Source organism: Sphingomonas sp. BE123, from assembly GCF_031456015.1.
GTDB lineage: Bacteria > Pseudomonadota > Alphaproteobacteria > Sphingomonadales > Sphingomonadaceae > Sphingomonas.
Window position 1 is genome coordinate 545,341 of sequence record NZ_JAVDTW010000001.1, and the last position, 14,977, is coordinate 560,317.

At 65.7% G+C, this 14,977-nt stretch carries 18 protein-coding genes; 10 read left to right on the top strand and 8 right to left on the bottom strand.

Annotation, left to right across the window (positions count from 1 at the left end; all coding sequences use genetic code 11):
• The first annotated feature begins 21 nt into the window (after positions 1–21).
• The 5 genes from zwf to eda all read left to right on the top strand — a co-directional run bounded on the left by zwf (position 22) and on the right by eda (position 5,773).
• Positions 22–1,479, top strand: coding sequence for a glucose-6-phosphate dehydrogenase (gene zwf, locus J2Y54_RS02540; RefSeq protein ID WP_310036672.1), 1,458 nt, complete (start codon positions 22–24; stop codon positions 1,477–1,479).
• Positions 1,480–1,523: 44 nt separating this feature from the next.
• Complete coding sequence (gene pgl / locus J2Y54_RS02545) at positions 1,524–2,231, top strand: 6-phosphogluconolactonase (RefSeq protein WP_310036673.1); 708 nt, start codon at positions 1,524–1,526, stop codon at positions 2,229–2,231.
• Between the two features lie 47 nt (positions 2,232–2,278).
• Entirely contained in the window at positions 2,279–4,060 is a 1,782-nt protein-coding gene (gene edd / locus J2Y54_RS02550; RefSeq protein ID WP_405052892.1) for a phosphogluconate dehydratase, read from the top strand.
• Between the two features lie 136 nt (positions 4,061–4,196).
• The gene (glk, locus tag J2Y54_RS02555) at positions 4,197–5,168 is read left to right on the top strand and encodes a glucokinase (RefSeq protein WP_310036676.1); all 972 of its coding nucleotides are present in this window, start codon (positions 4,197–4,199) and stop codon (positions 5,166–5,168) included.
• Positions 5,165–5,773 (top strand): bifunctional 4-hydroxy-2-oxoglutarate aldolase/2-dehydro-3-deoxy-phosphogluconate aldolase, encoded by a 609-nt coding sequence (gene eda, locus J2Y54_RS02560; RefSeq protein ID WP_310036678.1) that lies wholly within the window; start codon positions 5,165–5,167, stop codon positions 5,771–5,773. The genes glk and eda overlap by 4 nt, the downstream gene beginning before the upstream one ends.
• Positions 5,774–5,780: 7 nt before the next feature.
• Here the strand turns inward: eda and J2Y54_RS02565 are convergent, their stop codons facing one another.
• From J2Y54_RS02565 to fabD, 7 genes are all read right to left on the bottom strand, one after another.
• Entirely contained in the window at positions 5,781–6,284 is a 504-nt protein-coding gene (locus J2Y54_RS02565; protein ID WP_310036679.1) for a GFA family protein, read from the bottom strand.
• Complete coding sequence (gene mltG / locus J2Y54_RS02570; protein WP_310036680.1) at positions 6,248–7,216, bottom strand: endolytic transglycosylase MltG; 969 nt, start codon at positions 7,214–7,216, stop codon at positions 6,248–6,250. The genes J2Y54_RS02565 and mltG overlap by 37 nt, the downstream gene beginning before the upstream one ends.
• A 22-nt stretch (positions 7,217–7,238) precedes the next feature.
• On the bottom strand, positions 7,239–8,498 hold the full coding sequence (fabF, locus tag J2Y54_RS02575) for a beta-ketoacyl-ACP synthase II (RefSeq protein ID WP_310036681.1): 1,260 nt from the start codon (positions 8,496–8,498) through the stop codon (positions 7,239–7,241).
• Between the two features lie 170 nt (positions 8,499–8,668).
• Positions 8,669–8,905, bottom strand: a complete 237-nt coding sequence (locus J2Y54_RS02580) for an acyl carrier protein (protein ID WP_310036682.1) — start codon at positions 8,903–8,905, stop codon at positions 8,669–8,671.
• Positions 8,906–9,007: 102 nt separating this feature from the next.
• Complete coding sequence (locus J2Y54_RS02585; protein ID WP_310036683.1) at positions 9,008–9,580, bottom strand: hypothetical protein; 573 nt, start codon at positions 9,578–9,580, stop codon at positions 9,008–9,010.
• Positions 9,581–9,626: 46 nt separating this feature from the next.
• Positions 9,627–10,364, bottom strand: a complete 738-nt coding sequence (gene fabG / locus J2Y54_RS02590; protein ID WP_310036684.1) for a 3-oxoacyl-[acyl-carrier-protein] reductase — start codon at positions 10,362–10,364, stop codon at positions 9,627–9,629.
• 11 nt (positions 10,365–10,375) lie between these two features.
• Entirely contained in the window at positions 10,376–11,311 is a 936-nt protein-coding gene (gene fabD, locus J2Y54_RS02595) for an ACP S-malonyltransferase (RefSeq protein WP_310036685.1), read from the bottom strand.
• Positions 11,312–11,499: 188 nt separating this feature from the next.
• Between fabD and J2Y54_RS02600 the strand changes: the two genes are divergently transcribed.
• The 5 genes from J2Y54_RS02600 to rplI all read left to right on the top strand — a co-directional run bounded on the left by J2Y54_RS02600 (position 11,500) and on the right by rplI (position 14,309).
• Complete coding sequence (locus J2Y54_RS02600; RefSeq protein WP_310036686.1) at positions 11,500–11,871, top strand: RcnB family protein; 372 nt, start codon at positions 11,500–11,502, stop codon at positions 11,869–11,871.
• A gap of 176 nt (positions 11,872–12,047) precedes the next feature.
• The gene (locus J2Y54_RS02605; RefSeq protein WP_310036688.1) at positions 12,048–12,965 is read left to right on the top strand and encodes a hypothetical protein; all 918 of its coding nucleotides are present in this window, start codon (positions 12,048–12,050) and stop codon (positions 12,963–12,965) included.
• 142 nt (positions 12,966–13,107) lie between these two features.
• Positions 13,108–13,476: a 30S ribosomal protein S6 gene (gene rpsF, locus J2Y54_RS02610; RefSeq protein ID WP_310036689.1), complete on the top strand. Its 369-nt coding sequence runs from the start codon at positions 13,108–13,110 to the stop codon at positions 13,474–13,476.
• A 5-nt stretch (positions 13,477–13,481) separates the two neighbouring features.
• Positions 13,482–13,706 (top strand): 30S ribosomal protein S18, encoded by a 225-nt coding sequence (rpsR, locus tag J2Y54_RS02615; RefSeq protein WP_066575653.1) that lies wholly within the window; start codon positions 13,482–13,484, stop codon positions 13,704–13,706.
• 12 nt (positions 13,707–13,718) lie between these two features.
• Positions 13,719–14,309 (top strand): 50S ribosomal protein L9, encoded by a 591-nt coding sequence (rplI, locus tag J2Y54_RS02620; protein ID WP_310036690.1) that lies wholly within the window; start codon positions 13,719–13,721, stop codon positions 14,307–14,309.
• A 443-nt stretch (positions 14,310–14,752) separates the two neighbouring features.
• Here the strand turns inward: rplI and J2Y54_RS02625 are convergent, their stop codons facing one another.
• Positions 14,753–14,977, bottom strand: coding sequence for a hypothetical protein (locus J2Y54_RS02625; protein WP_310036691.1), 225 nt, complete (start codon positions 14,975–14,977; stop codon positions 14,753–14,755).

Genomic DNA, 14,977 nt, shown 5'->3' on the forward strand with positions numbered 1-14,977 from the left:
GAAATCAAGTTGGGAGGATCGATGCGCCAGCCATTCGGAAAGCTGCTGCTGTTCGGAGCAACGGGCGACCTTGCCCAGCGGATGCTCATTCCGTCGCTGTTCGGCCTGCACGCCGACCAATTGCTGCCGCCTGCGCTGACGATTACGGGAACCGCGCGGTCAACGTTGTCAGATGCCGAGTATCGTGCGTTCTGCGCCACCGCGCTGGAAACCTATCTGCCCGAGGACAGGAAGGATGCGGCCGCGATCGCCACGTTCCTGGATCGCGTCCAGTATCAGCCGCTCGATGCCTCCACGCTGGAGGGCTATGATGCGCTGGCGGAAAAGCTCGGCGACATTTCCGACGGCCTCGCCATCTTCCTGTCGACCGCACCCAAATTCTTCGAACCGACGATCAAGGGGCTCGCCTCGGCCGGACTGGCGGGCGACAATGTCCGCATCGGCCTCGAAAAGCCGCTGGGCACCGACCTGCCGTCCAGCCGCGAAATCAATGACGCCGTCGCCAGCGTGTTTCCAGAGGACCGCACATTCCGGATCGACCATTATCTCGGCAAGGAAACCGTCCAGAACATCCTCGCGCTGCGCTTTGGCAACGCGCTGTTCGAACCGGTGTGGAATGCCGCCGGGATCGACCATGTCCAGATCACCGTGTCAGAGACGGTGGGGCTTGAGGGGCGAGCGGGCTATTATGACGATGTCGGCGCGCTGCGCGACATGGTCCAGAACCACATCCTGCAGCTGCTGGCATTGATCGCGATGGAACCCCCCGCCCGGTTCGACGGCACGGCGATCCGCGATGAAAAGGTCAAGGTACTGCGCTCGCTGCGCCCCATTGCCGGGCAGGACGCCGCGAACCTGACCGTCACCGGCCAGTATACCGGCGGCGCATCGACCGGAAAGATCGTCGCGGGCTATGCCGAGGAGCTCGAGCAGGATTCGCGGACCGAGACGTTCGTCGCGATCAAGGCGCATGTCGACAATTGGCGCTGGCAGGGCGTGCCCTTCTACCTGCGCACCGGCAAGCGCATGACCGAGCGGCGCAGCGAGATCGTCGTCCAGTTCAAGCCGGTTCCGCATTCGATCTTTGCCGAACGCGGCGGCGTACTCCAGTCGAACACGCTTATCATCCGGATCCAGCCGGAAGAATATGTTCGCCTGCTCGTGATGGCGAAGGAGCCCGGCCTTGACCGCGACGGCATCCGCCTGCGCGAAGTGCCGCTCAATCTCAGCCTCGATACCGAATTTGCCGGGACGCGTCGCCGGATCGCCTATGAACGGCTGCTGCTCGACCTGATCGAAGGCGACCCGACCCTGTTCGTGCGCCGCGACGAGGTCGAGGCGCAATGGACCTGGATCGACGCGATCCGTCAGGGCTGGGACATGGCCGACGTCAAGCCCAAGCCCTATGCCGCCGGAACCTGGGGGCCAAGCGCCGCTATCGCACTGACCGAGCGTGACGGGGTCACCTGGAACGAGTAACGCGTCGCCGACGCGCACTGCGCCCGCGACTGGAGTGGAATGACATGGCCGAAGAAATCGAATGGTGGGATTATGAGGACGCGGGCGAGTGGAGCGACGCGCTGTCGGGCGACATCGCGTTCATCATCGAAAGCGCGATCGATGCCCGCGGCAGCGCGGTGATCGCGCTCGCCGGTGGCAAGACCCCTGCCCCGGTTTACGAAAAGCTCGCGGCCGCCAAGCTGGACTGGAAGCGGGTCACGATCATTCCGACCGACGACCGCATCGTGCCGCTGGGCGATCCGCTGTCGAACGTGACCGGCCTGGGCAAGGTGTTCATCCCCAAGGGCGCGCGCGTCGTGCCGTTGGTCAGCGAAAAGGCCGATGACTACAAGGCCGCCGGCCGCGCCGCCGATGCCCGCCTCGCGGACCATCATTTCCCGCTCGACCTTGTCCTGCTCGGCATGGGGACCGACGGCCACACCGCGTCGATCTTTCCCGGCCCCGACTTTGACGAGGCGGTCAACGGGCCGAAGGAGCGCCGCGCGCTTGGCGTGATGCCCGATCCGCTGCCGCCCGAGGCACCGGTCGCGCGCGTCACCCTGTCCGCTGCGGCCATTGCCACGGCTCAATCGTTGATGGTCGCGATCAGCGGCAAGGAAAAGCGCGCCGTGCTCGAACAGGCGATCAAGCAGGGTGCGTCCGGGGCATTGCCCATCGGCCGCGTCCTTGCCGCGACCGAGCTTGCCGTCGACATTCACTGGCTGGAGTAACCCGCGTGCCGACCCTTCATCCCGAAATCGCGGCTGTTACGGATCGCGTGATTGAGCGCTCGCGCGATCGCCGCGCGGCCTACCGCGATCTGATGACGCAGCAGCGCGAAGGCGGTGTCAGCCGCCGTGGCCTGGGCTGCGCCAACCTCGCCCATGCCTATGCCGGCACGGACGAGCAGCGCGACGTGATGAAGCCCGCGAACCGGATGAATATCGGGATCGTGACGGCCTATAACGACATGCTGTCGGCGCACGCGCCCTATTACCGCTATCCCGAACAGATGAAGATCTGGGCGCTGGAGGCGGGCGCCACGGCGCAGGTCGCTGGCGGCGTCCCCGCCATGTGCGATGGCGTGACTCAGGGCTATTCGGGCATGGAGCTGTCGCTGTTCAGCCGCGACACGATCGCGCTGTCGACTGCGGTGGCGCTCAGCCACAATACGTTCGAGGGTGCCGCGCTGCTCGGCATCTGCGACAAGATCGTGCCGGGGCTGTTGATGGGCGCACTGCGCTTCGGCCATCTTCCGATGATCCTGATCCCGGCCGGCCCGATGCGCACGGGCATCGCCAACAAGGAAAAGGCGCGGGTCCGCGAACTCTATGCCGAGGGCAAGGCGAGCCGCGAGGAACTGCTCGAATCCGAAATCGCCGCCTATCACGGCAAGGGTACCTGCACCTTTTACGGCACCGCCAATTCCAACCAGATGATGATGGAGGCGATGGGCCTCCACGTCCCCGGCGCCTCTTTCATCAATCCGGGCACCAAGCTGCGTCAGGAACTCACCAAGGCGGCGGTGCAGCGCCTGCCCCAGATCGGCTGGGACGGCGACGATTACCGCCCGATCGGTGAGGTCGTGGACGAACGCGCCATCGTCAATGCGGCGGTCGTGCTGCTCGCCACCGGCGGATCGACCAACCATCTGATCCACCTGCCCGCGATCGCGCGCGCGGCGGGCATCCTGATCGACTGGGAGGATTTCGACCGCCTCTCGCGCAGCGTTCCGCTGCTGGCGCGCGTCTATCCCAATGGCTCGGCCGATGTGAACGGGTTCGAGGATGCCGGCGGCCCGACCTTCGTGATCCGGGAACTGCTCAAGGGCGGCATCCTCCATGGCGATACGCTCACCACCTTCGGCGACGGCCTCGACGCCTATGGCAAGAAGCCGGTGCTGGAGAATGACGCGCTCGCCTGGGCCGATCATGGTGACGTCAGCGGCGACGACAGCATCGTGCGCACCATCGATGCGCCCTTCTCGCCCGAAGGCGGCTTCCGCATCCTCGCCGGCAATCTCGGCCGCGCCTGCATCAAGGTGAGCGCAGTCGAGCGCGACCGCTGGACGATCGAGGCGCCGTGCCGCGTATTCGAAACGCAGCAGGCGGTGCAGGACGCATTCAAGGCGGGCGAGCTCGACCGCGACGTCGTCGTCGTCGTGCGCTTCCAGGGGCCGCGCGCCAACGGCATGCCCGAATTGCACAAGCTCACCCCGCCGCTCGGCGTCCTGCAGAATCGCGGCTTCCGCGTCGCGCTCGTTACCGACGGGCGCATGTCCGGCGCATCGGGCAAGGTTCCCGCCGCGATCCACCTCTCGCCCGAGGCGCTGGGTGGTGGCCCGATCGGCAAGCTGCGTGATGGCGATATCGTGCGCCTCTGCGCTGAAACAGGCGAGCTCAACGCGCTGGTCGATGCGGCCGAATGGGACGCGCGCGACCTCGCCGCAGCACCGCCCCCGGATCTGGGCAGCGGGCGCGAACTGTTCGCGATGATGCGTCAGGGTGCCAGCGAAGCCGAAGCCGGCGGATCCGCGATGCTGGCTGCGGCTGGGTTGTAAATACTAAGCCCCTCCCCTTCAGGGGAGGGGTTGGGGTGGGGCCCATCCACATGGGCCACGGTCTCGGTGAGACTGAACCGCCCCACCCCCAACCCCTCCCCTGAAGAGGCGGGGCTAAGAACTAGGGAGAAGACGTTTGGAAGTCGTAGCGGTCGATATCGGCGGGACCCATGCCCGCTTCGCCATTGCCGAAGTCGAAAACGGCCGCGTCGTCGCGCTCGGCGATCCGGTAACGCAGAAGACCGCCGATCACGCCAGCTTTCAGCTCGCCTGGCAGGCATCGGCGCGCGAATTCGCCCGCCCGATGCCCCGCGCTGCGGCGATCGCCATCGCCTCGCCGATCAATGACGAACTGATCAAGCTGACCAACAATCCCTGGATCATCCGCCCGCCGCTGATCCACGAACGGCTCGACGTCGACAGCTACAGCCTGATCAACGATTTCGGCGCGATCGGCCATGCCGTTGCCCAGCTGCCCGACAGCGATTTCGTTCATCTGTGCGGCCCGGTGACAGCGTTGCCGGAAAAGGGATCGATCACCGTCTGCGGACCCGGCACCGGGCTTGGCGTCGCGCAGGTGTTCCGGCCCCCGACCGGCGGTTACCATGTCATCGCGACCGAAGGCGGGCATATGGATTTCGCCCCGCTCGACGGGATCGAGGACGCCTTTGTGCGCCGCCTGCGCTCGACCTACACCCGCGTTTCGGCCGAACGGATCGTGTCGGGGCCCGGCATCGTCCCGATCTACGAAACGCTCGCGCAGATCGAGGGCAAGGCGGTGCACAGCCTGTCCGACAAGGAAATCTGGACGCTGGCGCTGGAGGGCAAGGACAGCCTCGCCGTCGCCGCGCTCGACCGCTTCTGCCTCAGCCTCGGCGCGGTCGCGGGCGACCTTGCGCTCGCCCACGGCCCGACCGGCGTGGTGATCGCGGGCGGGCTCGGCTTCCGGCTCAAGGATCACCTGCTCGGCTCTGGATTTGCGCAGCGTTTCGTCGCAAAGGGGCGCTTCCAGGGGTTGATGTCCTCGATCCCCGTCAAGCTGATCACCCACCCCCAGCCCGGCCTCTACGGCGCGGCGGCGGCCTATGCGCAGGAGCATACGCAATGAGCATCGAAACCATCATGCGGACCAGCGCGGTCATCCCCGTCCTCGTCATCGACGACGCGGCGACCGCCAAGCCCCTCGCCGAGGCGCTGGTCGCAGGTGGTCTGAGAGTGCTCGAAGTCACGCTGCGCACGCCTGCCGCGCTCGACGCGATCCGGGAGATGAAGAAGGTCCCCGGCGCGATCGTCGGCGCGGGCACCGTGGTCAACACCGACCAATTTGCACAGGTGATGGATGCGGGTGGCGAATTCATCGTCTCGCCGGGCCTGACCGACCGCCTTGGCCAGGTCATCGTCGAAAGCGGCGTCCCCTTCCTCCCCGGCATCGCCAACGCCGGCGACATCATGCGCGGCTACGACCTCGGCCTGCGCCACTTCAAATTCTTCCCGGCGGAAACCAGCGGCGGGCTGAAGGCGCTCAAGGCGCTCGCCGCCCCGTTCTACGAAGCGAAATTCTGCCCCACCGGCGGCATCACCCCCGCCACCGCCCCCGACTGGCTCGGCTTCGATCCCGTGCTGTGCGTCGGCGGCAGCTGGGTCACGCCCAAGGGGGCAAGCATGGCGGAAGTCGAAGCACTGGCGCGCGAAGCGGCGGGGATCCGGGGCTGACGGCACCTCAGCCGCGCCGGCCAACCAACCTCACAACTCTCCTCCACATGATCCGCGGCAGCCATTCGCGGATCGTGCTGGCCTCGGTCCGCTTCACGCTGTCAGCCACGAATCGATACCAGGGCGGCTTGCGGTCGATGAAGATTTCGCGCGCGACGTGCATCCCGTCGGCATCGAACAGCCCCGCAGAAACCGCAAGTTCCGGTCCGTCCTTCGGCCGATGGAAGATATGGGCTCCACAAGCGCCGCAAAAGCCGCGTTCCGCAAACGCGGTGGCCGCATAGATTTGCAGCGTTTCCCCTTCGATGCGCGCCCCCGGAACCTGCAGCGCCATCCACGGCCCGCTGGTCCACCGCCGACACATCCGGCAATGGCACACGCCGACATCTGTCCGCGCCGGATCGACAATCACCGTAACGCCCCCGCAAAGACACCGACCGATCAGGCCAAGCGCAGGGGCCGTCTCGGCCATGGCTACATCTCCCCCCGCGCCCGCCGCAGCGCATACCATTTCTGCACGTTCGCGTTGTGCTGTTCCAGCGTGTCGGCGAAGATGTGCCCGCCGGTGCCGTCCGCCACGAAATACAGCGCGTTGGTCGTCTCCGGATCCAGTACCGCGTCGATGCTTGCGCGGCCCGGATTGGCGATCGGCCCCTCGGGCAGGCCCGCCATCGCATAGGTGTTGTACCCGTTCTTCGCCTGCAGTTCGGAGCGCAGGATACGGCGACCGAGCGGCTTGCCCCTGGTCACCGGATAGATCACCGTCGGATCGGCCTGCAGCGGCATCCCGCGCTTCAGTCGGTTGGAATAGACCCCCGCAACCATCCGCCGCTCTTCGGGCTTGCCGGTTTCCTTTTCGACGATCGAGGCGAGGATCAGCGCCTCCTGCGGCGTGTTCACCGCGATGTTCGGCTTGCGGCGCTCCCACGCCTCGGCAAGGTATCGGTCCATCGCGCTTTGCATGCGATCCAGCACCGCCTGCCGCGTATCGCCGCGATTATAGGCATAGCTGTCGGGCAGGATGCTGCCCTCGATCGGCACGTCGACCTCGCCCTTCAGCTGTTCGGCCGCCATCAGCCGCTCATGGACGAGGATCGATGGCATCCCCTCCGGGATCATCACGAAGCGCTGCAGCGTGCGTCCACCCTGCAGCATCTTGAGGATATCCGACTGGCTGATCCGCGCGGGAATGCGATATTCCCCCGCCTGGATCGGGGTATCGTCGCCAAAGATCCGCGTCATCGCAAGGAACAGGTCGGCGTTGCGGATCGCGCCCTGTTTTTCCAGCTCGCGGGCGGCAGCGGTCAGGGTCGACCCTTGCGCCACCATCAGCGATACGTTGCGCGTCCCCGGCCCCGCGCCGCCCCATAGCTGCGCTGCCCAAAAGGCTGCGCCGACCAGCGCGAGGATCAGGAGGACGCCGAAACAGCCGAACTTGCGCACCAACGCCTCCCGAACCCGTGGATCAGACCGCCTTCATCACCAGCGATGCGTTGGTGCCGCCAAAGCCGAACGAATTGTTCAGCACCGCGCGCACCTTCCGCTCCTTCGCCTGGTGCGGGACAAGATCGACGCCCGCGCAATTCTCGCTCGGATTGTCGAGGTTCAGCGTCGGCGGCACGATGCCGTCGCGCATCGCGAGAATGCAGAAGATGCTCTCAACCGCGCCCGCGCCGCCCAAAAGATGCCCGATCGCCGACTTGGTCGAGCTCATCGACAGGTCGCCGATCGCATCGCCGAACAGCCGCCGTACCGCGCCCAGCTCCAGCTCGTCGCCCAGCGGGGTCGAGGTGCCGTGCGCGTTGATGTAATCGATGTCCGAGAGCGCGAGGCCCGACTTCTTCATCGCCATCTGCATCGAGCGGAACGCGCCCGAGCCTTCGGGATGCGGCGCAGTCACGTGATAGGCGTCGCCCGAGAGGCCATAGCCGACCACTTCGGCATAGATTTTCGCGCCGCGTGCCTTGGCGCGCTCATACTCCTCGAGCACGACGATGCCCGCACCCTCGCCCATCACAAAGCCGTCGCGACCCTGATCCCATGGCCGGCTCGCCCGCCACGGCTCGTCGCGGAAGCCCGTCGAGAGCGCGCGCGCCTGGCCGAAGCCGGCGATGCCGATCGGACAGATCGTGCTTTCCGCGCCGCCCGCGAGCATGACATCGGCATCGTCCATCGCGATCATCCGCGCGGCGTCGCCGATCGAATGCGCGCCCGTCGAACAGGCGGTCACGACCGCGTGGTTCGGCCCCATCAGGCCGTATTTGATCGACACCTGACCCGAGATCAGGTTGATCAGGCGCCCATGCACGAAGTGCGGCGACACGCGCTTCGGCCCCTTTTCGGCGAGCACGAGCGATTCGCTCTCGATGCCCGGCAGGCCGCCAATGCCCGATCCGATCGAGCACCCGGCGCGATACCGTTCCTCCTCGCTCATATCGAGCAGGCCGGCATCCTCGATCGCCTGTCCGGCGGCATCGATGCCATAGACGATGAACGGGTCGACCTGACGCTGGATCTTGTGATCCACGCGCTTGCCCGCGTCGAAGCCGAACTCATGGTCCGCGGGCTTCACCTCGCAGGCGTAATTGCTCTGGAAATCGGTCGCGTCGAAGCGCGTGATCGTTCCAGCGCCGGACCGGGCGGCGATGATGTTCTTCCAGCTGGTTTCGACGTCCCCGCCCAGCGGGGTGACCAGTCCAAGGCCGGTTACGACGACGCGGCGCATAGCAACTCTCCGGTATCAGGCATCCCGCCCGCTCAATCGGGTGATTGGGCGCGGGCCGAGGATGCAGCAACTAACATGGTTTGCAAAAACAAACGGCTCCCCACCCCATGCCGGGATCGGGAGCCGTTCGTCAAATCTTGCCCCTCGGGGCAGCCATGCGGGAAGCCCGCTTAGCCCTGATGGCTGTCGATATAATCGATGGCGTCCTTGACGGTCAGGATCTTCTCTGCCGCATCGTCAGGGATCTCGACGCCGAATTCCTCTTCGAACGCCATCACCAGCTCGACGATGTCAAGGCTGTCGGCGCCCAGATCGTCGATGAAGCTTGCTTCGGGGCTAACCTTTTCGGCTTCGACGCCCAGATGCTCGACGACGATCTTCTTAACCCGATCGGCGGTCTCGCTCATTACCCTGTTCCTTCTTGATTGGATCGTTGAACCTTCGATTGCTGACCGCACTAGAACGGCGCCCCGCCCCGCGCAAGGGGGTCGCGGCGCGCGTCCCGTCGCTCAGTTGGCGCTATAGGCCTCTTCGGCGGCAACCATGTTGGCGAGGCCGACCAGCCCCTGCATCAGCAGTTCGGCGACCGGCTTGCGTTCGCCCTCCGGAACCGAATCGATCTGCGCGCCGGCAGCGGCAGCGGCCTTCCACGCAACACCGATATTCGCGCTGCTGATCGTGCCCTGGGCCAGCCCAGCGCGAGCCGCAGGATCGAGCGCAGCCATCGCCGCCTCGAAATGCGCGGTTTCGACAGCATGCGGCTTCAGCTTGTAGCGCGCATTGGATTCCAGCACGCGGCCGCTGAAATAGCGAATGGCAATCTGCTTGCGCTTCTCGCCCCAGCCCTGGCTGCGTTCGCACGAACTGATGCGCATGCCGACGGTGCGCATCACCGCTTTTTCTTCATTGGTGGTCGCCTCGAACCCCTTGAGCGCCAGCGCCGCCAGCAGGTCGCGGTCGATATTCCCGCCCAGGGTGCGATACACGCAGCCCACCGGCGCCCGATCGCGCAGCCGCGTATCGTCAACCCGCCCCTGTACTGCCGGCGCCATGAGCGCGGCGGCCATCATCATCAGCGACATCAATCATCCCTCCCCGTCATTGAATTCCCGTGTGAAGGCCCATGCCTCACAGCATCGCCATTCCGCCATTCACGTGCAGCGTCTGACCGGTGACATATCCCGCTTCCTTCGACGCGAGATAGACCACCGCCGCGCCGATATCCTCGCCACTGCCAAGGTCTCCTGCCGGAATCCGGGTGAGCAGCGCGGTCTTCTGCGCCTCGGGCAGCACATCGGTCATCGCCGAACGGATGAAACCGGGCGCGACGCAATTGACCGTGATGTTGCGGCTCGCCAGTTCCTGCGCCAGCGCCTTGGACATGCCGACCAGTCCCGCCTTCGACGCAGCGTAATTGGCCTGTCCCGGATTGCCGGTCGCGCCCACCACGGACGTGATCGAAATCATCCGCCCGAACCGCGCCTTCATCATCGGCTTGGCAGCCGCGCGCATCAGGCGGAACGCAGCTTCAAGGTTGACGCGGATCACCTGATCCCATTCCTCGTCCTTCATCCGCATCGCGAGATTGTCGCGCGTGACGCCGGCATTGTTGACGAGGATGTCGAGCTTGCCGAGCGCCTCGACCGCCTGCGGTACGAGCGCGTCGACCGCCGCCGCGTCGCTCAGATTGCACGCCAGCGCGACATGATCGCCGCCCAGCTCGTCGCGAAACGCCTCCAGCTTTTCGGCGTTGGACCCCGAAACCGCCAGCCGCGCCCCCTGCGCCGCCAACGCCTTGGCGATCGCCGAACCGATGCCTCCGGAAGCGCCCGTCACCAGCGCGGTCATGCCTGTCAGATCGAACATGTTCATTCTCCTCAGAGCGCTTTTTCGAGCGCTTCGATATCGTCCATCGTCACCACGCTGGTGACGGTCGCATCCGGCGCGATCCGCTTGACCATCGCGCCCAGCACCTTGCCGCCCAGTTCGACATAGTCGTGCACGCCCGCGTCGAACATCGCCGCGACCGATTCGCGCCACCGCACCATGCCGGTCACCTGCTCGACAAGCAGCCCACGGATCGCGTCGGGATCACTCACCGGCGCAGCGGTCACATTGGCATAGACCGGCACCAGCGGCGCGCGGATCGCGACCTCGGCCAGCGCCTTGGCCATTGCGTCGGCGGCGGGCTGCATCATCGGGCAATGGAACGGCGCCGACACCGGCAACAGCACCGCGCGCTTCGCCCCGTGATCCTTGGCGATTGCCACAGCGCGATCGATCGCGCCCTTGGCGCCCGAGATGACAACCTGCGACGGGTCATTGTCATTCGCGACGGTGCACACCTCACCCGCGGCCGCCGCGTCGGCAATCGCCTGCGCCTTGACCAGATCAGCACCCAGCAGCGCCGCCATCGCGCCCTCGCCCACCGGCACTGCGGCCTGCATCGCCTGTCCGCGCAGCTTGAGCAGCTTGGCGGTCGTCGCCAGGTCGAGCGCACCGGCGGCACACAACGCCGTATATTCGCCCAGCGAATGCCCGGCGACGAAGTCCGCCTTGTCCGCCAGTCGCACCCCGCCTTCCTTTTCAAGCACGCGCAGCACCGCGATGGCATGCGCCATGATCGCCGGCTGGGCATTCTCGGTCAGCAACAGGTCGCCTTCGGGACCCTCGGTCATCAGCTTGAACAGCTTCTGGCCGAGTGCATCGTCCACTTCCTGAAACACTTCGCGCGCCGCCGCGCTGGCCTGGCTCAGGGCCAGCCCCATGCCGACCGACTGGCTTCCCTGCCCCGGAAAGATGAACGCACGCATAGTCTGGGCTCCCTCGAAATCAGGCCCGCCGCCCTATGCGCGCGACGCCTATCCCGCAAGATGAACAAAGCTGAACGGATTGCGACACGCGGCGACCATTTTGCGCACCCTGCGCGAAATCCCTGCGACACGCTGCCCCCAGATTGGTCGTGTCGCCCGAAACCGGGCTCGAACGCAGGAGACTGAAGATGAAGAAATTTGTTCTCGCCGCCGTCGCCGCATCGGTTGCGGTCAGCCCGATCCTGGCCGCCGCGCCCGCCGCTGCCGCCCCGGCACAGCAGACGCGCACGGTCGTCAAGCACAAGCCCAACGGCAAGGTCGTGGTCAAGCAGAAGACGGTGAAGAAGGCGCCGCAGCAGCGCTATCGCACCAGCTGGAAGCGCGGCGAACGGTTCGATTATCGTCAGGCGCGCAACTATCGCCAGGTCGATTATCGCCACTATCGCGGCCTGAAGGCTCCGCCGCGCGGCTATCGCTACGTCCAGTCGGGCAATGACGTGGTGCTGGTCGGCATCACCAGCGGCATCGTCGCCGCAGTGCTCGCGAACATGATCCGCTAAGCGAGTCGCGATTACCGGCCTTGCCCCCTTGGGCCCGGGATAGCAGGGCGGTGGTGCCGACCGGCATCGCCGCCTTGCGCTGTCCCATGCCGACCCCAATCGCATGCACGATACGCAATCGTCGTTACCGCGGCGTCATGATATGTCCCGTGCCGGGACAAGCATGAGGCGCGCGCATGGTTCGGACCCTGATTGGCCTGTTCGCCCTGCTCATCCTTGCATCGCCTGTCCGGTCACAGCCGGAGGATCCCGCGCTCGATCCGCAGTTCGAGGGGCAGATCGCCTATTTCGGAAACTATACCGGGGTCACCTCGCTCCCGGTCGAGGGCCGCGATGCGCAGCGCGCCTGCCCGGGCCGTGAGCGGCGGTGCGGGGAGCGCATCGTGGGCGGCGGGGTCAAGGTCGTGCTGAGCTTCGCGGGCGAGCGCGTGTCCGGCTTCTTTCTGTCGGTGGGCGGGTTCACCGGCCCGAACGGCCTCGCCGAAGGCACGTTGGTCGGCCGGCGGACGAGCGCGGGTTGCGAGCTCTATCAGGCCGACGGCACGATGTGGCAGGCGAATGTCTGCGGCGCGCGCGGGTTTCGCGGGACAATCGCCTCGGTCGCGGGAACTCCCAAACAGGCGGCGATCGAATTCTCAACCGTCGGCATGTATCTGCGCGACGCCGGCGCGATCAGCCGGCTTGCGCAAGAGGCCGCGCAGCGCGAGCGCCGCATCGACTGGTTGCGCAACCGGCTCGCGCGCGGCGGGCCCGCCGATGCCGCTTTCCGGCTTTCGGTGGAGCTTGATTCCTATTCGCGCCACTATCGCGGCATCGATCCGGACTGGCTGGAGGATCCGGTGGCCAGCGGAAAGCCGGGCCGGAATCGCCAATGGACGCTGGAAAGCCGCTATGCCGCGCAGGGCACGAGCGGTACGGTCCGCGCCACGATGCTCGGCGATCGGGTGCTCTGTCTGGCGTGGGACGGCGGCGAGTGCCTGCCGATCGGCGATCCGGCCCCCTTCCCGACCCCCGACCCCGCCGACGACGATGACGGCTGGCTGTCGCGCAGCCCGGCGCCGATCGCCGAACCCGGCCCCCATCGGGACCGCTAGCGGCACTTGCCATCAGCTGCGGCTTGCGCTAGGGGGCCACGCTTCGCGGACGGGGTGACCTTCGCGAGAACAGTGGAACGACAGCCGGAGGGGCGACCGCATGGGGCGGCGTCAGCGATCGGCCAACAGTGAGAACAGACGCATGGCTCTGTACGAGCATGTGTTCCTTGCGCGCCAGGATCTGGCACAGGCGCAGGTGGACGCACTGGCGGAAACCGCCACCAAGATCGTCGAGGATAATCAGGGCAAGGTCGTCAAGACCGAGACCTGGGGTCTTCGCAGCCTCGCCTACAAGATCGCGAAGAACCGCAAGGCGCATTACGTGATGCTCGAAATCGACGCCCCTGCCGGTGTCGTCGCCGAGCTCGAGCGCCAGACGCAGATCAACGAAGACATCATCCGCTACATGACCGTCCGCGTGGACGCGCTGGAGCAGGGTCCTTCGGTGATGATGCGCAAGGGTGACCGCGAACGCCGCGGTCGTCGCGACCGTGACGGTGGTGAGGAGTAATAAACATGGCACGTCCCTTTTTCCGCCGCCGCAAGAGCTGCCCCTTCTCCGCGAAGGATGCCCCCCGGATCGACTATAAGGACGTCCGGCTGCTGCAGGGCTTCGTTTCGGAGCGTGGCAAGATCGTCCCCTCGCGCATCACGTCGGTGAGCGCGAAGAAGCAGCGCGAGCTGGCGATTGCCATCAAGCGTGCGCGCCACCTGGGCCTTCTGCCCTTCATCGTGAAGTAAGGAGCGCAGCTCATGGAAATCATTCTGCTCGAGCGCGTCGAAAAGCTCGGCCACATCGGCGACGTGGTGAAGGTAAAGGACGGCTTTGCCCGTAACTACCTGCTCCCGAACAAGAAGGCGCTGCGCGCCAACGAAGCCAACCGCAAGGTGTTCGAGGCGAACCGCGAGCGCATCGTCGCCGAGAACGCCGCCAAGCGCACCGAAGCCGAGAAGGAATCGAAGGGCCTTGAGGGCGTTTCGGTCACCCTGATCCGTCAGGCGTCGAACACCGGCCAGCTGTACGGCTCGGTCGCGGTGCGCGACATCGTCGAAACGCTCAACGCCGATGGCCACAAGGTCAGCAAGGCGCAGGTCGTGCTGGACAAGCCGATCAAGGCGATCGGTCTGTACGAAGTCCGCGTTGCCCTGCACGCCGAGGTGGTCGTGACCGTCAAGGTCAACGTCGCCCGCTCGCCGGAAGAGGCCGAGATGCAGGCACAGGGCGTCAACGTGATGGAGGCGATGTTCGAAAAGGACGAAGCCGGCTTCACCGAGGACTATGATCCCAACGCCGAGCCTGGCGAGATCGCCAGCGCTGCGACCGAGGAGCAGGCCGAGGGCTAACCCCCTCGCCGCTTCCGGCCCAGACAAAGAGAAGGCCGCCCGGTGACACGACCGGGCGGCCTCTTTTTTTCGCTTGGGAGCGAAACCTGTGCGTTACGGCGCGACGACCATCGCGCCCAGCACCGCAACCAGCGGAATGGCGGCCAAGGCCACCGACATCAACTTACCCATTTCTGTTCTACCTGAAGCGTCGTTCAGGGTTAACAATGCGTAGGGGATGGGAAGGTTGCATCGGCACTGATGGAAACGCTCCTCGTCACCCCGGGCTTGACCCGGGGCCCAGCTGCCTTTGGCGGTTGAAGAAGCAGGACCCCGGCTCAGGGCCGGGGCGACGGTGAAGGACTACTTCCACCCGAACAGCTTCTCGGTATAATGCGGCGCCAGCTTCACCCAAGTGCAAGCACGTTCAGCGAAGGATTCCTGCTGAAATAAGCGTGATGCTTTCACATGACAGAGCGCCAGCCCGTTTCCTCCAAATAGGAAATGAACAAGTCTATTGAAGCTGGATCCAACTCAAACTGCACTTTAAAGCCGCCATTTGGATGTGGCCCCAAAACCTCAACATCGCGAACCCCAGGCGCATCAGCTAGCACTGCCTCAAGCGCCCCTGAGGTTTGTGAAGCCAAAAAATCTTCACGGGTATACATGAACCGGTGATATTGGCGCAT

Excerpts from the sequence above, each read along its gene's own strand:
- fabD (WP_310036685.1), bottom strand. The coding sequence starts at position 11,311 with ATGCGTGCGTTCATCTTTCCGGGGCAGGGAAGCCAGTCGGTCGGCATG.
- J2Y54_RS02585 (WP_310036683.1), bottom strand. The coding sequence starts at position 9,580 with ATGTCGCTGATGATGATGGCCGCCGCGCTCATGGCGCCGGCAGTACAG.
- J2Y54_RS02600 (WP_310036686.1), top strand. The coding sequence starts at position 11,500 with ATGAAGAAATTTGTTCTCGCCGCCGTCGCCGCATCGGTTGCGGTCAGC.
- rpsF (WP_310036689.1), top strand. The coding sequence starts at position 13,108 with ATGGCTCTGTACGAGCATGTGTTCCTTGCGCGCCAGGATCTGGCACAG.
- fabF (WP_310036681.1), bottom strand. The coding sequence starts at position 8,498 with ATGCGCCGCGTCGTCGTAACCGGCCTTGGACTGGTCACCCCGCTGGGC.
- pgl (WP_310036673.1), top strand. The coding sequence starts at position 1,524 with ATGGCCGAAGAAATCGAATGGTGGGATTATGAGGACGCGGGCGAGTGG.
- J2Y54_RS02625 (WP_310036691.1), bottom strand. The coding sequence starts at position 14,977 with ATGCGCCAATATCACCGGTTCATGTATACCCGTGAAGATTTTTTGGCT.
- J2Y54_RS02565 (WP_310036679.1), bottom strand. The coding sequence starts at position 6,284 with ATGGTATGCGCTGCGGCGGGCGCGGGGGGAGATGTAGCCATGGCCGAG.
- eda (WP_310036678.1), top strand. The coding sequence starts at position 5,165 with ATGAGCATCGAAACCATCATGCGGACCAGCGCGGTCATCCCCGTCCTC.
- J2Y54_RS02605 (WP_310036688.1), top strand. The coding sequence starts at position 12,048 with ATGGTTCGGACCCTGATTGGCCTGTTCGCCCTGCTCATCCTTGCATCG.
- fabG (WP_310036684.1), bottom strand. The coding sequence starts at position 10,364 with ATGTTCGATCTGACAGGCATGACCGCGCTGGTGACGGGCGCTTCCGGA.
- zwf (WP_310036672.1), top strand. The coding sequence starts at position 22 with ATGCGCCAGCCATTCGGAAAGCTGCTGCTGTTCGGAGCAACGGGCGAC.
- rpsR (WP_066575653.1), top strand. The coding sequence starts at position 13,482 with ATGGCACGTCCCTTTTTCCGCCGCCGCAAGAGCTGCCCCTTCTCCGCG.
- rplI (WP_310036690.1), top strand. The coding sequence starts at position 13,719 with ATGGAAATCATTCTGCTCGAGCGCGTCGAAAAGCTCGGCCACATCGGC.
- J2Y54_RS02580 (WP_310036682.1), bottom strand. The coding sequence starts at position 8,905 with ATGAGCGAGACCGCCGATCGGGTTAAGAAGATCGTCGTCGAGCATCTG.